Annotated in this window: 13 protein-coding genes; 5 read left to right on the forward strand and 8 right to left on the reverse strand. The window is 62.7% G+C overall.

The genetic code is table 11. The features are described 5' to 3' along the window. Positions 1-78: 78 nt before the first annotated feature. Positions 79-672: a LysE family translocator gene (locus tag AC1DWZ_RS05510; RefSeq protein WP_477167867.1), complete on the forward strand. Its 594-nt coding sequence runs from the start codon at positions 79-81 to the stop codon at positions 670-672. An 11-nt stretch (positions 673-683) separates the two neighbouring features. Here AC1DWZ_RS05510 and AC1DWZ_RS05515 read toward each other — a convergent pair whose 3' ends face one another. Both AC1DWZ_RS05515 and AC1DWZ_RS05520 read right to left on the reverse strand, forming a co-directional pair. Next, positions 684-1,067 (reverse strand): hypothetical protein, encoded by a 384-nt coding sequence (locus AC1DWZ_RS05515; RefSeq protein WP_477167868.1) that lies wholly within the window; start codon positions 1,065-1,067, stop codon positions 684-686. A 5-nt stretch (positions 1,068-1,072) separates the two neighbouring features. After that, positions 1,073-2,266: a phosphoglycerate kinase gene (locus tag AC1DWZ_RS05520; RefSeq protein WP_477167869.1), complete on the reverse strand. Its 1,194-nt coding sequence runs from the start codon at positions 2,264-2,266 to the stop codon at positions 1,073-1,075. A 209-nt stretch (positions 2,267-2,475) separates the two neighbouring features. Here AC1DWZ_RS05520 and AC1DWZ_RS05525 point away from each other — a divergent pair, with 209 nt between their 5' ends. Beyond that, positions 2,476-3,252: an SDR family NAD(P)-dependent oxidoreductase gene (locus AC1DWZ_RS05525; RefSeq protein ID WP_477167870.1), complete on the forward strand. Its 777-nt coding sequence runs from the start codon at positions 2,476-2,478 to the stop codon at positions 3,250-3,252. Between the two features lie 10 nt (positions 3,253-3,262). Here the strand turns inward: AC1DWZ_RS05525 and AC1DWZ_RS05530 are convergent, their stop codons facing one another. Continuing rightward, positions 3,263-3,907 (reverse strand): TetR/AcrR family transcriptional regulator, encoded by a 645-nt coding sequence (locus tag AC1DWZ_RS05530; RefSeq protein ID WP_477167871.1) that lies wholly within the window; start codon positions 3,905-3,907, stop codon positions 3,263-3,265. Positions 3,908-4,012: 105 nt separating this feature from the next. Here AC1DWZ_RS05530 and AC1DWZ_RS05535 point away from each other — a divergent pair, with 105 nt between their 5' ends. Next, a complete protein-coding gene (locus AC1DWZ_RS05535) occupies positions 4,013-5,458 on the forward strand; it encodes an aminotransferase (RefSeq protein ID WP_477167872.1) in 1,446 nt (481 codons plus the stop codon). A 177-nt stretch (positions 5,459-5,635) separates the two neighbouring features. On the opposite strand, the gene AC1DWZ_RS05540 is transcribed toward AC1DWZ_RS05535, so the two are convergent. The 5 genes from AC1DWZ_RS05540 to rpe all read right to left on the reverse strand — a co-directional run bounded on the left by AC1DWZ_RS05540 (position 5,636) and on the right by rpe (position 12,229). Continuing rightward, positions 5,636-6,682: a hypothetical protein gene (locus AC1DWZ_RS05540; RefSeq protein ID WP_477167873.1), complete on the reverse strand. Its 1,047-nt coding sequence runs from the start codon at positions 6,680-6,682 to the stop codon at positions 5,636-5,638. A 9-nt stretch (positions 6,683-6,691) separates the two neighbouring features. Further along, complete coding sequence (gene purH, locus AC1DWZ_RS05545) at positions 6,692-8,287, reverse strand: bifunctional phosphoribosylaminoimidazolecarboxamide formyltransferase/IMP cyclohydrolase (RefSeq protein WP_477167874.1); 1,596 nt, start codon at positions 8,285-8,287, stop codon at positions 6,692-6,694. A 71-nt stretch (positions 8,288-8,358) separates the two neighbouring features. Continuing rightward, positions 8,359-9,531: a mandelate racemase/muconate lactonizing enzyme family protein gene (locus AC1DWZ_RS05550; RefSeq protein WP_477167875.1), complete on the reverse strand. Its 1,173-nt coding sequence runs from the start codon at positions 9,529-9,531 to the stop codon at positions 8,359-8,361. 190 nt (positions 9,532-9,721) lie between these two features. Next, positions 9,722-11,455 (reverse strand): heparinase II/III family protein, encoded by a 1,734-nt coding sequence (locus AC1DWZ_RS05555; protein WP_477167876.1) that lies wholly within the window; start codon positions 11,453-11,455, stop codon positions 9,722-9,724. Positions 11,456-11,554: 99 nt separating this feature from the next. Further along, the gene (gene rpe / locus AC1DWZ_RS05560) at positions 11,555-12,229 is read right to left on the reverse strand and encodes a ribulose-phosphate 3-epimerase (protein WP_477167877.1); all 675 of its coding nucleotides are present in this window, start codon (positions 12,227-12,229) and stop codon (positions 11,555-11,557) included. Positions 12,230-12,461: 232 nt separating this feature from the next. On the opposite strand from rpe, the gene AC1DWZ_RS05565 reads away from it, so the two are divergent. Together AC1DWZ_RS05565 and meaB are read left to right on the forward strand one after the other, a co-directional pair. Continuing rightward, entirely contained in the window at positions 12,462-14,276 is a 1,815-nt protein-coding gene (locus AC1DWZ_RS05565) for an ABCB family ABC transporter ATP-binding protein/permease (protein ID WP_477167878.1), read from the forward strand. Next, on the forward strand, positions 14,273-15,301 hold the full coding sequence (gene meaB / locus AC1DWZ_RS05570; protein WP_477167879.1) for a methylmalonyl Co-A mutase-associated GTPase MeaB: 1,029 nt from the start codon (positions 14,273-14,275) through the stop codon (positions 15,299-15,301). Before AC1DWZ_RS05565 ends, meaB begins: the two co-directional genes overlap by 4 nt. The last annotated feature ends 90 nt before the right edge of the window (positions 15,302-15,391 follow it).

Consider the following 15,391-nt stretch of genomic DNA (forward strand, 5'->3'; position numbering starts at 1 on the left):
TCCCGCAGGATCGTTCAAGACACGCAGTGATCTTCCTCGGCATGTGAGACACCATCGTCACAGTCACGAGGTGCACCGATGGAGCATGTCTTCAGCTTCGTTCTGGCCGGTATTGCGCTCACCGGCAGTCCCGGACCGGCAACGCTGGGGCTCGCCGCATCCGGCGCCACCTTCGGCATGCGCCGGAGCGCTTTGCTGCTCCTCGGCACGATGGTCGGCGTGGTTGCCGTCATGGCGCTGACTGCGAGCGGCCTGGTCAGCCTTCTTCTCGCTCAACCAATGCTCGGTCCGGCGGTCACGGTCCTGGCTGCAGCCTACATGCTCTATCTCGCCTATCGCATTGCGACGGCGCCGCTGCCAGTTGAAGATTCGGCAAAGGCGCAGCCGCCCGGCTTCATGGCGGGGTTGGTTCTGGGCCTTGGCAATCCCAAGGCCTATGCCGCGATGGCCGCACTCTTCTCCAGCTTCACGCTGGCGCCGAACAGGCCAGCCATGGATATCGCTGCCAAGTTCGCCCTGCTCATCATCGTCATGAGCGTGGTCGATATCGCCTGGCTGGCCCTGGGGTCTGCCATCACAGCCAGGCTTCGCGACCCGAGATCGGGCCGCCTGATCAACATCCTCTTCGCCATTCTATTGATCGCAGCCACCGCCCTTGCCGTCATCGTATAGGGCGGTACGCCTCAATCCTCGACATCCTCGACCTCAAGCGCCGCGAAACTGGCGCTGATGCTTTTGGCTTTGCCGGCACCGCCGATATTGAGATCCACTTCCAGCGTAAAGGGATTTTGCGCGGTCGGATTTTCGCTGATGCGCATTTCCCCGATGCGCAAGCCATCGCTCGCATCAACATCGATCCGGAAGTTGCTGACATTGAGGAACACCAGCGCGCAGGGTCTTTCGCCCGGATAATCGGGTCGCCCTTCGAGATTCGCATAGAGATCATCGATGAAGAGATAGAGCACCTGTTCCGCCACATCGAGCGTCGCGGAATCAATGCCGGCATCCTGCAATCCGCCCAATGAGGCGATGAATTCGATGGGATCGTCGATCGGTTCGGCGCTCATCCGGATCAGGCCTTCAGTGCCAGCACGCCTGGCAGATCCTTGCCTTCGAGCCATTCGAGAAACGCACCACCCGCGGTCGAGATATAGGAGAAATCATCCTCGGCCCCGGCATGGGCGAGGGCTGCCACCGTGTCGCCGCCACCGGCGACGCTGAGCAGCTTTTTCGCCTTGGAGAGTTCTGCCGCATGCTTTGCCACCTCGACCGTGCCCCGGTCGAAGGGCGCCGTTTCAAAAGCACCCAGCGGCCCGTTCCACACCAGCGTCTTCGATTCGTCCAGATGCTGGTTGATGAGCGCCACCGATTTCGGACCCACGTCGAGGATCATCTGATCGGCGGGCACGGCTTTCACGTCGACGATCCTGTTGGCGGCACCCGCCTTGAACTCGCCGGCCACCACGGCATCGATCGGCAGCACGATGGTGCAGTTGACGGCCTTGGCTTTCCCCAGGATCGCCCGCGCCGTGTCGGCAAGGTCGCGCTCGGCGAGCGACTTGCCCACCTCGATGCCTTGTGCGAACAGGAACGTGTTGGCCATGCCGCCGCCGATCACCAGGCAATCGACCTTGGAGACGAGATTGCCGAGGAGGTCGAGCTTGGTCGAGACCTTGGCACCGCCCACCAGCGCCATCACCGGGCGTTGCGGCTTCTCGAGCGCGGCGGCGAGGTGATCGAGCTCTTCCTGCATCAGCCGGCCGGCCGCCGAGGGCAGCAGATGTGCGATCGCCTCGGTCGAGGCATGCGCCCGGTGCGCGCAGGAGAAAGCGTCGTTCACATAGATGTCGCCGAGGCTGGCGAGGGCGCCGGCGAAGACCTTGTCATTGGCCTCCTCTTCATCGTGAAAGCGGAGATTTTCGAGGAGCAGCACCTCGCCATCCTTCAATGCCGCCACGGCACCCTTGGCCGCCTGGCCAATGCAATCGGCGGCAAAGGCGACCTTCTGGCCCAAAGCGCTGGCCAAGGGCTCGACCAGCGGCCGCAGGGAGAATTCCGGCGACGGCTTTCCCTTCGGGCGGCCGAAATGCGACACGATGATGACCCGCGCCCCCTTCTGCGCCAGTTCCTTCAAGGTCGCGGCCGACCGGTCTATGCGGGTGGTGTCGGTGACCTTGCCATCCTTCATCGGCACGTTGAGATCGCAGCGCACGATGACGCGCTGGCCGCTGAGCTTGAGATCATCCAGGGTACGGAATTGGGGCATTTGTTAAGCTTTCTTGAGGCGCCGGAACGGGGGGATAAACACAGTAAACGAACACGGTGACAATAAACAAACACTGGGGTGAGGTGCCATGGGGTGAGGTGCCATAGTCGGGCTGCAATGGCAAGCTGCCGCAATCTGGCTTAAGATTCACGCCGTATCGATGCGACGAGTCTGGCCGGCGTCGCAAATCTGGCACCGAAGCGGGGAACATGACTTATCAATCCGCCCTCATCACCGGGGCATCATCGGGTATCGGCGCTGCCTTTGCGCGCGCCCTGCCCCGCGCCACCTCCTTGCTGCTGACCGGGCGCGACCGCGACCGGTTGAACGCGCTCGCCCAGGAACTGGGCATGCATGGCCGCCAGGTGCGCACCGTGGTCGCCGACCTCACCGACCCCGAGGGGCGCTATGCCGTGATCGGCGCTGCTGAGATGGCCCGCGTCGACCTGGTCATCAACAATGCCGGCATCGGCCAGCTGGGACGCGTCACCGAGAATTCCGAACTCCGCGAGATGGAGATGGTGCAGGTCAATGTGGCAGCACCGGTCGAGATCACCCGGGGCCTTTTGCCCATGATGCTGCGCCATGCCCATGAAAGCGGAACGCGCGCCGGTCTCATCAACATCGCCAGCACCGCGGCCTTCGCGCCCATGCCGCTCTTTGCCACCTATGCCGCCAGCAAGACCTTCGTGCTGAATTATACCGAGGCGCTGGCCGAGGAGATGGCGCAGGAGCCGGTCGACATCCTGGCGCTCTGCCCTGGCGCCACCGAGACCCGCTTCTTCGAGCGCGCCGGTGTCGACAAACCCGGTTCAATACCCATGCACAGCGCCGAGCGGGTGGCCCAGGAAGGCCTCCGCGCACTCGGCCAGGAACGGGTTCATGTGGTCGGCCCCACCAACTATCTCGCCAGCATCGCCATGCGCCTTCTGCCCCGCCGCTTCATCACCGCTGCGGTGGAGAACACGCTGCAGAAGTGGAAGTGAGGGGTGCTTGTCAGACCCCGAACCCACGCATCAGCTGTGTCACGTGGCGCTTCAAGGTCGCGCGGGCCTCGGCGTCGAGGATGCCGCTTTCTGAACCGGCTTCGCCGGAACGCAGGCCCGCAAGCCAGCGCATGAAGTACCAGAGATTAAGAGCGCCCAGCATTTCGGCGGCGGCGTCGATATCGGCCGATTTATCGACCTGCCCCTTTTCCACCAGCACAGCGAGCAGCCGGCGGAACTGGTCGACGCGCATCAGTTCATCAGACACGAAAGCGTTGCTGAGGCTGGATTGGTCGGTGAAGGACGCCCCGAACAGCGCCGACCAGACGGTACGATCCAGATAGCCAATCTCGGTCTCAAAATCGGTTTCCATCATGCGGCAGATGGCCGTGACCGGGTCGCCGGGCGGATTGGCGATGACCAGGTCGGTTGCCGCGTGCACCAGGTCACGGTCGGCCTGATAGATCGCAAGGCCGATTTCCGCCTTTGATTTGAAATAGTTATAGACCGTGCCGACCGACAGCTCGGCCGCTGCCGCGATGCCTTCCATCGAGGCCGCGTTGAAGCCCTCGGTCTGAAAGAGACCTGCTGCTGCGACCATAATTGCTTGTTTTCGCTTCTCTTTTTGCCGCGCACGCAGCCCGCCATCGGCCATTGCCATTTCCTTGATTGACTATAATTTTGTAGAGACTATAATATTTTTCTGACTTCAATAATAGCCCGATACGGGGCACCAGGAAACATCTTCGGGAGACGTGTCATGGGTACCAGCTATCTTGCCGCCGCCAACCTCGATCAGGTCGATCCGAAGGATATCTGGCAGAAGGACAAGGACCATTTCGTCCATCCCTGGACCCATTTCGACAGTTTCAAAAAGGACGGATCCCTGGTCATGGGCCGCGCCGAGGGCGCCTATGTCTATGACCTTTCCGGCAAGCGCTACCTCGACGGTATCGGTGGGCTGTGGTGCGTCAACATCGGCTATGGCCGCCGCGAGATCGTCGATGCGATCGCGACACAAGCCCAGCGCATGGCGTTCTTCAACCCGTTCGTCGACACCACCAACGTGCCGGCGGCGGAATTGGCAGCCAAGCTCGCAAGCCTGGCACCTGGCGATCTCAACAAGGTGTTCTTCACCTGCGGCGGATCGACCGCCAATGACACGGCTGTCCGTATCGCGCATTATTATCACGCCAAGCGCGGCAAGAAGTCGAAGAAGCACATCCTCTCGCGCATCGACGCCTATCATGGCAGCACGTATCTCACCGGCTCGATCACCGGGCGGCCCGGCGATCGCTCGCCATATCTCAATTTCCTCGAAGACTGGATCCATCATGTTTCTTCGCCCAACTATTACCGGGCGCATGAAGTGCTGCCGAACGGTGTCGGCAAGGACATGTCGGAACAGCAGTTCTGCGATTATCTCATTGACGAGCTGGAAGCCAAGATCAACGAGATCGGCGCTGACAACATCGCCTGCTTCTTTGCCGAGCCGGTGATGGGTGCGGGCGGCGTCATCGTGCCGCCCAAGGGCTATCACAAGCGTTCGCTGGAATTGTGCCATAAGAACGACATCCTCTACATCTCGGATGAAGTCGTGACGGCGTTCGGCCGCCTCGGCCATTTCTTCGCCTCGGAAGATGTGTTCGGCATCGTTCCCGACATGATCGTGACGGCGAAGGGCCTCACCTCCGGCTATCAGCCGCTGGGCGCCTGCATCTTCTCCGACCGCATCTATGAGGCGATGAGCACGGAAGATCCCGATGGCTGGTTCACCAACGGCTATACCTATTCCGGTCATCCGGTTGCCTGCGCCGCGGCACTCGCCAATATCGCCATCATGGAGCGCGAGGACCTGCCCGGCCATGTGCAGAAGATGGGCCCCTATCTTGAAGCCCAGCTGCGCACGCTCCTGGAACTTCCCATCGTCGGCGAAGTGCGTGGGCGTCAGTTCATGATGTGCGTCGAGAACGTCATGAACAAGGAAACGCGCGCGCATTTCCCTGACGAGGTCAATATCGGCAAGCGCATCTCGGACCATTGCGAGCGCTTAGGCCTGATCGTGCGGCCGTTGGGCGCCCTCAACGTCATCTCACCCCCGCTCACCTTGAACAAGGAAGAGATCGACGAGCTGGTATCCTTGCTGCGCCAGGGCATCGAAGCGACCCTGGCCGATCTCAAGGCCGAGGGGCATTACAAGGATTGATCAACTAACGTGGTCCGCCCAATCGCCTTCGTCCCCTCTCCCCTCGCGGGAGAGGGTCAGGGTGAGGGGGTAGAGAGATCGGACTCGCTGAGAGATCCCCTCACCCGCTCGCATTCGCTCGCCACCCTCTCCCGCAAGGGGCGAGGGTTTCTATCGCACCGGGCTAGATCGCAGCTATTACGCCGCCTTGGCGATCGGCGCCGGTCGATCGAGCGCCGGCAGCCGGTCCTGCCAGCTGCGCGGCAAGTTGCCAACGACGATGCGCCGCGCCACATGCCAGAAGGCAGAGAGCAGCAACAGGGCCGAACCGATGACGAGCGCCGTCAGCGCCAAGTTGAGGCTGATGGCGCCAAAAGTCTCGAACAGGCTGCTGATCGCATAGAGCACATAGGCCAGCGCCGAAACCAGCAAGGCACGGCGGTCGACGGCCAGCGAGACGATCGCCAGGAAGACATAGAGCAGGACGACGATCGTCGCTTTGGCACCACCGATCGATCCATTGAAAACGCCCAATTGGTAGAAGACCGAATGGGCGATCAACGGCGCGGCCGCCAGATGCAGCCAGAAGGCGACGTCCGAGCGCCGCGTCTGCCGTATCCGGTCGGACATGTCCCACCACATGGCAAAGGCAAAGATGGCCAGGCCGCCTATGAACGCGAACCACCATATTTGCAGCATGAGAAGCGGCTGGATCGCCAGCAGCACCGCCACCAGCAATCCAACGAACGAAATGGCACCCGCAGCCACGGTGATCGGCACGTGGAACCGGCGCCAATGCAGCCAGGCTGCGAAAACAGTGACGGCGGCAGTGCCAACCAGATAAAGGGAGCCGACGAGATCGCCGGCGCGAATTCCCACATCGGCCAGCAGGCCCGTCACCGTGCCAGCAACTCCGCAGACGAAGGTCAGCAGCAGGACGATACTGGGCAACGCCATGCGGCGCTTGCGCGTAAAGAACTCGGCCAGGCCCCAGCTGGTCGCAGCGACCGCTGCAGAACCGAGGCCCTTCGATTGGGCACCAACGATCCAGCCAAGTGCGAGCAGCAGCAGGAACACGGCAATGACGACGAAGATGTCGTTGAAGCCGGTGAGGAGGCGGAAGCTCTCTTCATCAACGAGGACGGTGGAGCGTTGTTTTGCCACATGACCGCGCAGGGCGTCGGCCGCGTCCGCGGTGATGGCACCGGCGGCCACGGCTGATTCGAGATCGGATTCGCTATACATCAAACGCTCCTAATGGCGGAAATGGCGGATGCCGGTCAGTACCATCGCCAATCCAGCTTCATCCGCTGCCTTGATGATATCCGCATCGCGCATCGAGCCGCCGGGCTGGATGACCGCCGTGGCGCCCGCCGACGCCGCTGCCAGCAATCCGTCGGCGAAGGGGAAGAAGGCATCGGACGCCACCACCGAGCCCTTGGCAAAGCTGTCCTTGGCGCCAGCAACCTTCGCTGCTTCATCCGCCTTCCACGCCGCGATGCGGCTTGAATCGACGCGGCTCATCTGGCTCGCACCGATGCCGACCGTGGCGCCGTTCTTGGCATAGACGATGGCATTTGACTTCACATGCTTGGCGACGCGAAAGGCGAACAGCAGGTCCGCCGTCTCCGCCGCATTCGGCGCGCGCTTGGTGACGATCTTGAGATCGGCCGCGGTGATGTGCGCGGCATCGCGGTCCTGCGCCAGGAAACCGCCTGCCAGGGACTTCACGATGATGCCCCGGGCTTTGGGGTCCGGCATGGATGCGGTTTCGAGGACGCGGATATTGGGTTTGGCAGCCAGGACAGCGCGCGCCTCGGCCGAGATCTCAGGCGCGATCACCACTTCGGCAAACAGTTTCACAATCTCAATAGCCGTCGCCGCATCGAGCGGCCGGTTCAAGGCAATGATGCCGCCGAACGCCGAGACCGGATCGCAGGCCAGGGCGCGGGCGTAGGCGTCGCTGAGCTTTGCCGCATCATCGATGGTGGCGACGCCGCAGGGGTTCGCATGCTTGATGATGGCGATCGCCGGCCGGTCGAATTCCGCCACCAGTTCGAACGCCGCATCGGTGTCGTTGAGGTTGTTGTAGGAGAGCTCCTTGCCCTGCAATTGCGTAGCAGTCGCGACGCCCGGACGGGCCGGACCGCTGCGATAAAAGGCCGCCTGCTGGTGCGGATTTTCGCCATAACGGAGCGTCTGCATGCGGATGCCGGAGAGGCAGAACTGTTCGGGCAGCGGGTCGGCCGCCTGCTCGCTCATCCACATGGCGATGGCACCGTCATAGGCGGCGGTGTGGGCATAGGTCTTCCTGGCACAGGCGCGGCGGAAGGCGAGGCTGGTGCCACCGCCCTGCGCCTGCATTTCCGCGATCAGCTTTGCATAATCGGCCGGGTCGGTGACGACGGTGACGAAATCATGGTTCTTCGCGGCCCCCCGCAGCATGGCCGGGCCGCCGATATCGATATTCTCGATGCACGCGTCCCAATCGCCGCCGCCTGCCACCGTCTTGACGAAGGGATAGAGGTTGACCACCAGGAGGTCGATGTCGGGAATGTCGTGCTTCTTTTGAGCCTCGACATGGTCGGCACTGTCGCGGCGTGCCAGCAGGCCGCCATGGATCTTGGGGTGGAGCGTCTTCACCCGCCCGTCCATGATTTCCGGGAAGCCGGTATGGACCGCCACTTCCTTGACCGGAATGCCCGCTGCAGCCAGAGCCTTGGCGGAGCCGCCGGTGGAGAGGATCTCGACCCCCGCCGCCGCCAGGGCCCGGCCCAGCTCCTCGAGTCCCGCTTTGTCGGACACGGAAATAAGGGCGCGGCGGATGGGGTAATTCGTGGCGGTCATCATGACATCCCGGCTGGCTTCAGATGCCGCAGGGCTTAAAGCCCCGGTCCGGGGGTGGCAAGGGGAATCCGGCCTCAGGACTTCCGGAAAGACCCGCCGTAATGCTCGGTCTTGGAACCGGCCGGGAACACGCCTTCGGCGAGGAACCGTTCATGGCAGCGTCTGAAGGCCTTGGGATCGAGGGCGACGCCAAGGCCGGGGCCAGCCGGGACCGGCAACCGACCGTTCTTCGGGCTGAGCGGCCCGCCCTCGATCACATCGTCGGCGTACCAGCGCAGGATGGTCTGGCTGGGTTCGCGCACATGTTCGATGGCGGCCGAGACCTGCAGATAGGCCGTGCTGCCGATGCCGGTCTCGCCCGCATGGAAGCGGAAAGCCACGTCGAACGTCTCGCAGGCGCGGATGAAATCGACCGTGCGCCGGATGCCGCCCAGTTCGTTGAGGTTGGTGACGATGGCATCGGGTGCCTTGAGGGCTGCCGCCTTGGGCAGGTCAATAAGATGGGTGCAGAAATTGGCGCGCGTATAACCGCGCAACTGCGCCATCTCCTCATATGTCTCGACCGGGTCCTCGTAATAATGGATGTGGAAAGGATCGAGCCGGCGCAACGCTTCCCGTGCCGTGGGCACGGTCCAGGCGCCATTGGCATCCAGGCGCAACAGCCGGTCGCCGATGGCAGCGCGCACCTCGCGCACCATCGCCACTTCCTCATCAAGACCGACCGTGGCGAGCTTGCCTTCAAACATGTCGGAGCCGAACTGCTCGATCATGGTGGCGCAATAACGCGCGATCTCGACGGGGTTAGATTCGCCCGGATGATCCTTGCCGGGCAGGCGATAGCTGAAATATTCAGTGAGGGGGATCTCTGTCCGCACGGCACCGCCGAGGAGCAGATGGAGCGGCACACCTTCTGTCTTGCCACGTGCATCCCACATCGCCATTTCGATGCCGCCGAACACCCGGCGGTTGGCAAGGATGTTGCCCCAGGGCGTGTAGCGCATGGCCGGTACGATGCGGCGTTCCACCGTATGGATGTCGCGCAGATCGAGGCCGATCAATTTGTCGCGCTGCTTCAAGACATCCGCCGACCGGTCACCATCGGCCACTTCGCCCAATCCAATCACGCCATCGTCCGTGACGATCTCGACCACCGTCTTGGTGACCGAAGCCATCGCGCCATAGGAGAAGCGATAGGGTGCGATGAAGGGGATGTTGACCGGTGTGGCGCGGAGATCGGTGATTTTCATGATATCCCTGCAGCTCAGTCGTCATCCCCGGGCTTGACCCGGGGATCAGCTCGCAACTGAAATACCCAGCCCAGTCACACCTGATCCCCGGGTCAAGCCCGGGAATGACGCGGAAAATTGACTTGGTGGGTGGAATCTAGCCGACGCGACAGGCCCTTGGCCTATCCAATTTCGGAATAGCGGCGCGCGGTTACTTCTTGCCGCCTTCGCGCTGTAGGAGCCAGCGGATCTGGGTCTGGTCGGACTCGATGGTGCCGATGACGACGATCTGCTGCGAGCGGCGGACCTGGCCGCCAAGGCCGATATGCACACTTTCCGCCAGAGCGAGGTCGGCGCCGTCGACGCGGAGGCGCCAGCCGGAGCCCTTGGGCATCTTGATGAAGGCCGCCTGCCCGTTCTGCGTCACGCTGACATTGACCTGCGGGTGCAGATGGAAGCGGAGCGCATATGAATTGCCGCCAGGACCCACCAGATGTTCTTCACCCATGAAATCATGGCCGTCGGCGGAGAGGTAAAGCTTGCGCCGGTGAATGAGGCCGAAGCCTTCTTCATAGCCGTCGTGAGAAGTATCGAGCCAGATCTGGCCATCGGTTTCTTCGCGCCGGCAGGTGACCACGGTCGGGCGCAGGGCGAGGCCGCCATGAGGCAGCAGCATGGCCGAATTGGTATTGTCGACGACGAGTGTCGAATGCGCCGCGGTGGTGCGCTGCACCTGGCCCCATTCCTTGCTCCAGGGATGGGCGCCGCAATTGACGATCATGCGTTCGTCATCATGGGCGAGTTCGAAGGAGAGCGTGCCGGCATGGGCGTGATCATCGAGTCCATGGCGCGGTGGTGCGCCGCAATCCATGATCACCACGGTCCTGGCCCGCTCCAGGCGCTGGAAGCCGGTCAATGGCAATTGGTTGAGTGGGCGCAATTTGTCGCCGGCGCGCTCGATCGTGCGCAGCACATGGGCAGGATCCAGCTCCGGCGTGTCGTTGAAGCCGGCGAGGACCGCATCGCCATGGCTGAGCATCAGGAGCACCGACCCCAGATTGTTGATCGCCATGGAAAGACCGTCCGGCGTCTTGGCGCCCGCGACAGCGTAGACATCGCGCAGGTCGATGAGATGCTGCAGCAGTTCCAGCATGGTCTCCGGCGAGCGTTCGATATGCCCGCCATCGGCGAGGATCTGGGCGGCCAAGGTCGGCCCCAGAAGTACTTGTCCCTTGGCCAGCCATTTCTCGCCGCGCGGCAGCATCAGCCCCGCCAGCATCAGGCTGATGATCGCCTTCACATGGGCAGCCCCCGCCAGCCCGTCCGGCAGGGCACGGCAGAGATGCTCGGCCTGGCGCGAGAGCGAGAGCAGCAGTTGCGAGCGGAAGAGGGCGTCGCTGTTGACCTCGAGATAGGTGTGGTTGAGGAGGATGTTCCGGAGGCGTGCAGCCAGGATGTCAGCGCGCCAGGCGAAGGGGTCGTAGCGCTCATTCTCGTCGATCCAGCGCATGATGAGCTGGCGGGCGAGATTGCGCGCCGACGGGCCGCCCACCGAGCGAAGATCGTTGAGCCAGGCAAAGCTGTTGACGATTTCGCGCCAGCCGTCGCCGGCACCGATCGGGTTGCCAAGGGGCTTGGGCCCCCGCACCACTTCGCCGGCAAAGCGGAATTCGTCGCTGAGCAGCAGCAGGCCGGCCTGCGCATCGCCCGGCCAGGGTTCCGGCGAAGGCAATTGCAGGTCGCCGGCCGAGCGCTTGCCGAGCGTCATGTGATAGAAGCCGCTTTCATAGACCGGCTGCAGCAGGCGCCGGCGGCAGCGCTGCCAGATGATGGCGCCGGGCAGCGAAAAGAAGGTCTGCAGGCGCGGTGCCACCAGCTTCGGACGCTGATTGCCGCGCCGCTGGCCGCCCTTCGCTTTGCTTTCGGTGCCGCTGCCTTCCGCCATTGCTTGCCGTCGGCCCTTCTGCCTGATGCTTTGCGCCCGGTGTCTGCTTAAGCCCGGTGTCTGCTTAAGCCCGGAGTCTGCTTAAGCCCGGTGTCTGCTTTAAACTCGAAGTCCGGCGATATTGCCGGCATAGGCGGCCGGGCCACCCTTGAAGGTTGCTGTCCCCGCCACCAGCACGTCCGCTCCAGCCGCCACGCAGGCCTTGGCAGTTTCGACATTGATGCCACCATCGACCTCGAGATCGATAACACGCCCGCCCTGGGTGGCGCTCACCTTGTCGATGCGGCGACGGATTTCGGCGATCTTCTGGAGCGCGGAGGGAATGAAGGCCTGTCCGCCGAAACCGGGATTGACGCTCATCACCAGCACCAGGTCGAGATCCGGCAGCAGATAGTCGAGCGTGTCCAAGGAGGTAGCCGGATTGAGCGAGATACCGGCTTTTTTACCCAGGCTCTTGATCAGTTGCACCGTGCGATGGGGATGTGGCCCCGCTTCCGGATGGAACGTGATGATATCGGCTCCGGCAGCGGCAAATTCGGCCACGAACGGGTCGACCGGGCTGATCATCAGATGCACATCGAACGGGATCGGCGCATGGGGCTTCAAGGCCTTCAGGACCGATGGGCCGATGGTGATATTGGGCACGAAATGACCGTCCATGACGTCGACATGGACATAATCGGCCCCTGCCGCCGCGATGGCAGCCACTTCCGCGCCCAATTTCGCGAAATCGGCCGACAGGATGGAAGGGGCGATCTTGGTTTTCTGTTGCATGCTGCCTACCTACCATCCGGCGCGGCGGCCAATCAAGGCGTGGTAGGCCCGGAATCGGTTGAAAAGTAGGGATATTGATGGTGCCACCGCCAATTGCTCTCGCCCAACCGATCCGATATTGCTGAGCGCCAGAATTCCAAGGAAGCCAGTGCCGATGGCCAGCCCACACGACAGCGCGTCGCCTGCCCCCCMACTTCAAGCAGGGGCAGGCGACACCAACCCACACACTCAGATGCACGCGCTCCGCGCCCTGCTGCCGCATTTATGGCCCAAGGGTCAATGGGATCTGCGCGCCCGCGTCGTCCTCTCGGTGCTGTGCCTGATCGTCGCCAAAGTGGCCAATGTCTATGTGCCGATCTTGTTCAAGCATATGGTCGATGCCTTGGGACCGAAGCTCGGCACCGCAGGTGCCACCACGGCGACGGTCGCCAGCGTTTCCATCGGCCTGCTGCTGGCCTATGGCCTGGCGCGCGTCATCAGCCAGGCCTTTTCGGAATTCCGCGACGGCATCTTTGCCAAGGTGGCGCAGCGCTCGATCCGCGCCGTGGCACTTTCCACCTTCCGGCATCTGCATGCCTTGTCCTTGAAATTTCATCTGGAGCGCCAGACCGGCGGTCTCAACCGGGCCATCGAACGCGGCGCCAAGGGCATCGAGTTCCTGCTGTTCTTCGTCCTGTTCAATGTCATCCCGACCTTGATCGAGATCGGCATGGTCTGCGTCATCCTGTGGGTGCTCTATGACTGGACATTCGCCGCCGTCACCTTCGCCACCATCGCGATCTATATCTGGTACACGCTGAAGATCACCGAGTGGCGCATCAAGTACCGCCGCGACATGAATGAGAGCGACCAGATCGCCAACACCAAGGCGGTGGACAGTTTGCTGAATTACGAGACGGTCAAATATTTCGGCAATGAGGAGCATGAGGCACAGCGCTATGACGTCGCCTTGCAGGCCTATGAAAAGGCAGCCATCAAAAGCCGTACCTCGCTGGCAGCACTCAATGTCGGGCAGGCTGCCATCATCGCCATCGGCCTGGTGCTGATGATGGGCTTGGCTGCACGCGGCACGGCCGCGGGCCGGATGTCGGTCGGCGATTTCGTGCTGGTCAACGCCTATCTCATCCAGCTTTATCTGCCGCTCAATTTCCTCGGCACGGTCTATCGGGAAATTAGGCAATCGCTCATCGATATGGAAGCGATGTTCGCCCTTTTGCGTGTCGACGTGGAAATCGCCGATAGTCCTTCTGCCAAGCCGCTGCATGTCAGCGACGGCGAGATCAGATTCGAGCATGTCAATTTCGGCTATGATGCCAGGCGCCCGATCCTGAAAGATGTCAGCTTCACGGTGCCGGCCGGGCACAAACTGGCCATCGTCGGCCCATCGGGTGCCGGCAAGTCGACCCTGTCACGCCTGCTGTTCCGCTTCTATGACGTGAATGGTGGCCGCATTCTGATCGATGGACAGGATATCCGCGATGTAACGCAGCAGAGTTTGCGCGCTGCCATCGGCATCGTGCCGCAGGATACGGTGCTGTTCAACGATACCGTCGCCTACAACATCGCCTATGGCAAACCCGGCTCGTCGCAGACGCAGATCGAGCAGGCAGCGGAATTGGCACACATCCACGATTTCGTCAAAAGCCAGCCCGACGGTTACGCGACCAAGGTCGGCGAGCGAGGCCTGAAACTGTCGGGCGGCGAGAAGCAGCGTGTTGCCATCGCGCGCACGATCCTCAAGGACCCGCCGATCCTGCTGTTCGACGAAGCGACCTCGGCCCTCGATTCCCATACCGAGCGCGAGATCCAGGACAATCTTTCCGAAGTTGCCCGCGACCACACCACGCTGGTGATCGCCCATCGCCTGTCCACAATCATCGATGCCGACGAGATCATCGTGCTGGAGGATGGCCGCATCGTCGAGCGCGGCAAGCATGACACGCTGGTGGCCGCTGCCGGCCAATATGCCGCCATGTGGCGCCGCCAGCAGGAAGCGGCAAGACGCGAATTGCTGGGCGAAAGCGAGGGCAGTAAAGTCCCTGCATGAGCAGCGCAAAAAACGCCCCTGGGGATTCGGGAAAAGACAGGCCAAAGGAGTCGGGCATCGCCGAACACGCCGCCAAGGTCATGGCAGGCGACCGGCGGGCGTTGGCCCGTGCCATCACGCTTATCGAATCGACCCGCCCCGATCACCGGCGCCAGGCCGAGGCACTGCTTGAGCAGCTGTTGCCCAAGAGCGGCAAGTCCCTGCGCATCGGTATTTCCGGCCCGCCCGGCGTCGGCAAATCGACCTTCATCGAAGCGTTCGGCAAGCATGCGATCGGCCAGGGCAAGCGTTTGGCCGTCCTCGCCGTCGATCCCTCCTCGCGCCTCTCCGGGGGTTCGATCCTCGGCGACAAGACGCGCATGGAGGAATTATCGCGGGACCCGCAGGCCTTCATCCGCCCCTCACCCGCCGGCCTCACCTTGGGCGGTGTTGCCAGGCGCACGCGCGAGGCGCTGCTGGTGTGCGAGGCAGCGGGTTTCGACCTCATCATCGTCGAGACGGTCGGCGTCGGCCAATCGGAGACGGCGGTCGCGGAGATGGTGGATCTCTTCCTGCTCCTCCTCCTGCCCGGTGGCGGGGACGATCTGCAGGGCATCAAGCGCGGCATCATGGAATTGGCTGACCTCATCGTCGTCAACAAGGCCGACGGCGATTTCAAGGCCGCGGCCGAGCGCAGCGCCACCGATGTCGCCAATGCCCTGGGGCTGATGCAGCCTCTGCATAAGGCCTGGCGGGCAGAGGTCCTGCGCTGTTCGGCCCTCAAAGGTGACGGCATTGCGGACATCTGGGGCCGTGCAGAGGCCTTCGCGGCAGCACTCACCAAATCCGGCGAGCTCAAGGCGCGGCGGCGCAACCAGGCCAAGGCCTGGCTGTGGCATGAGCTTTCCGACAGTTTGATGGACGCCCTCACCGCCGACCCGGCGGTTGCCGCCCAATTGGGGGCGTTGGAAGCCAAAGTCGCCTCGGCCAAGATGGCGCCAGCTACCGCGGCACGGCTCCTTTTGACGGAATTCCTAGGCAATTGACCTAAGGCGTGCGCTATTTTTCCGGCGATTCGCCGGATTTGCCGCGAAATTTACCATTTCTTATGACCGCACACCTAAATTCATCAATAA

The sequence above is a fragment of the Dongia sp. P2_B8 genome (assembly GCF_056404715.1).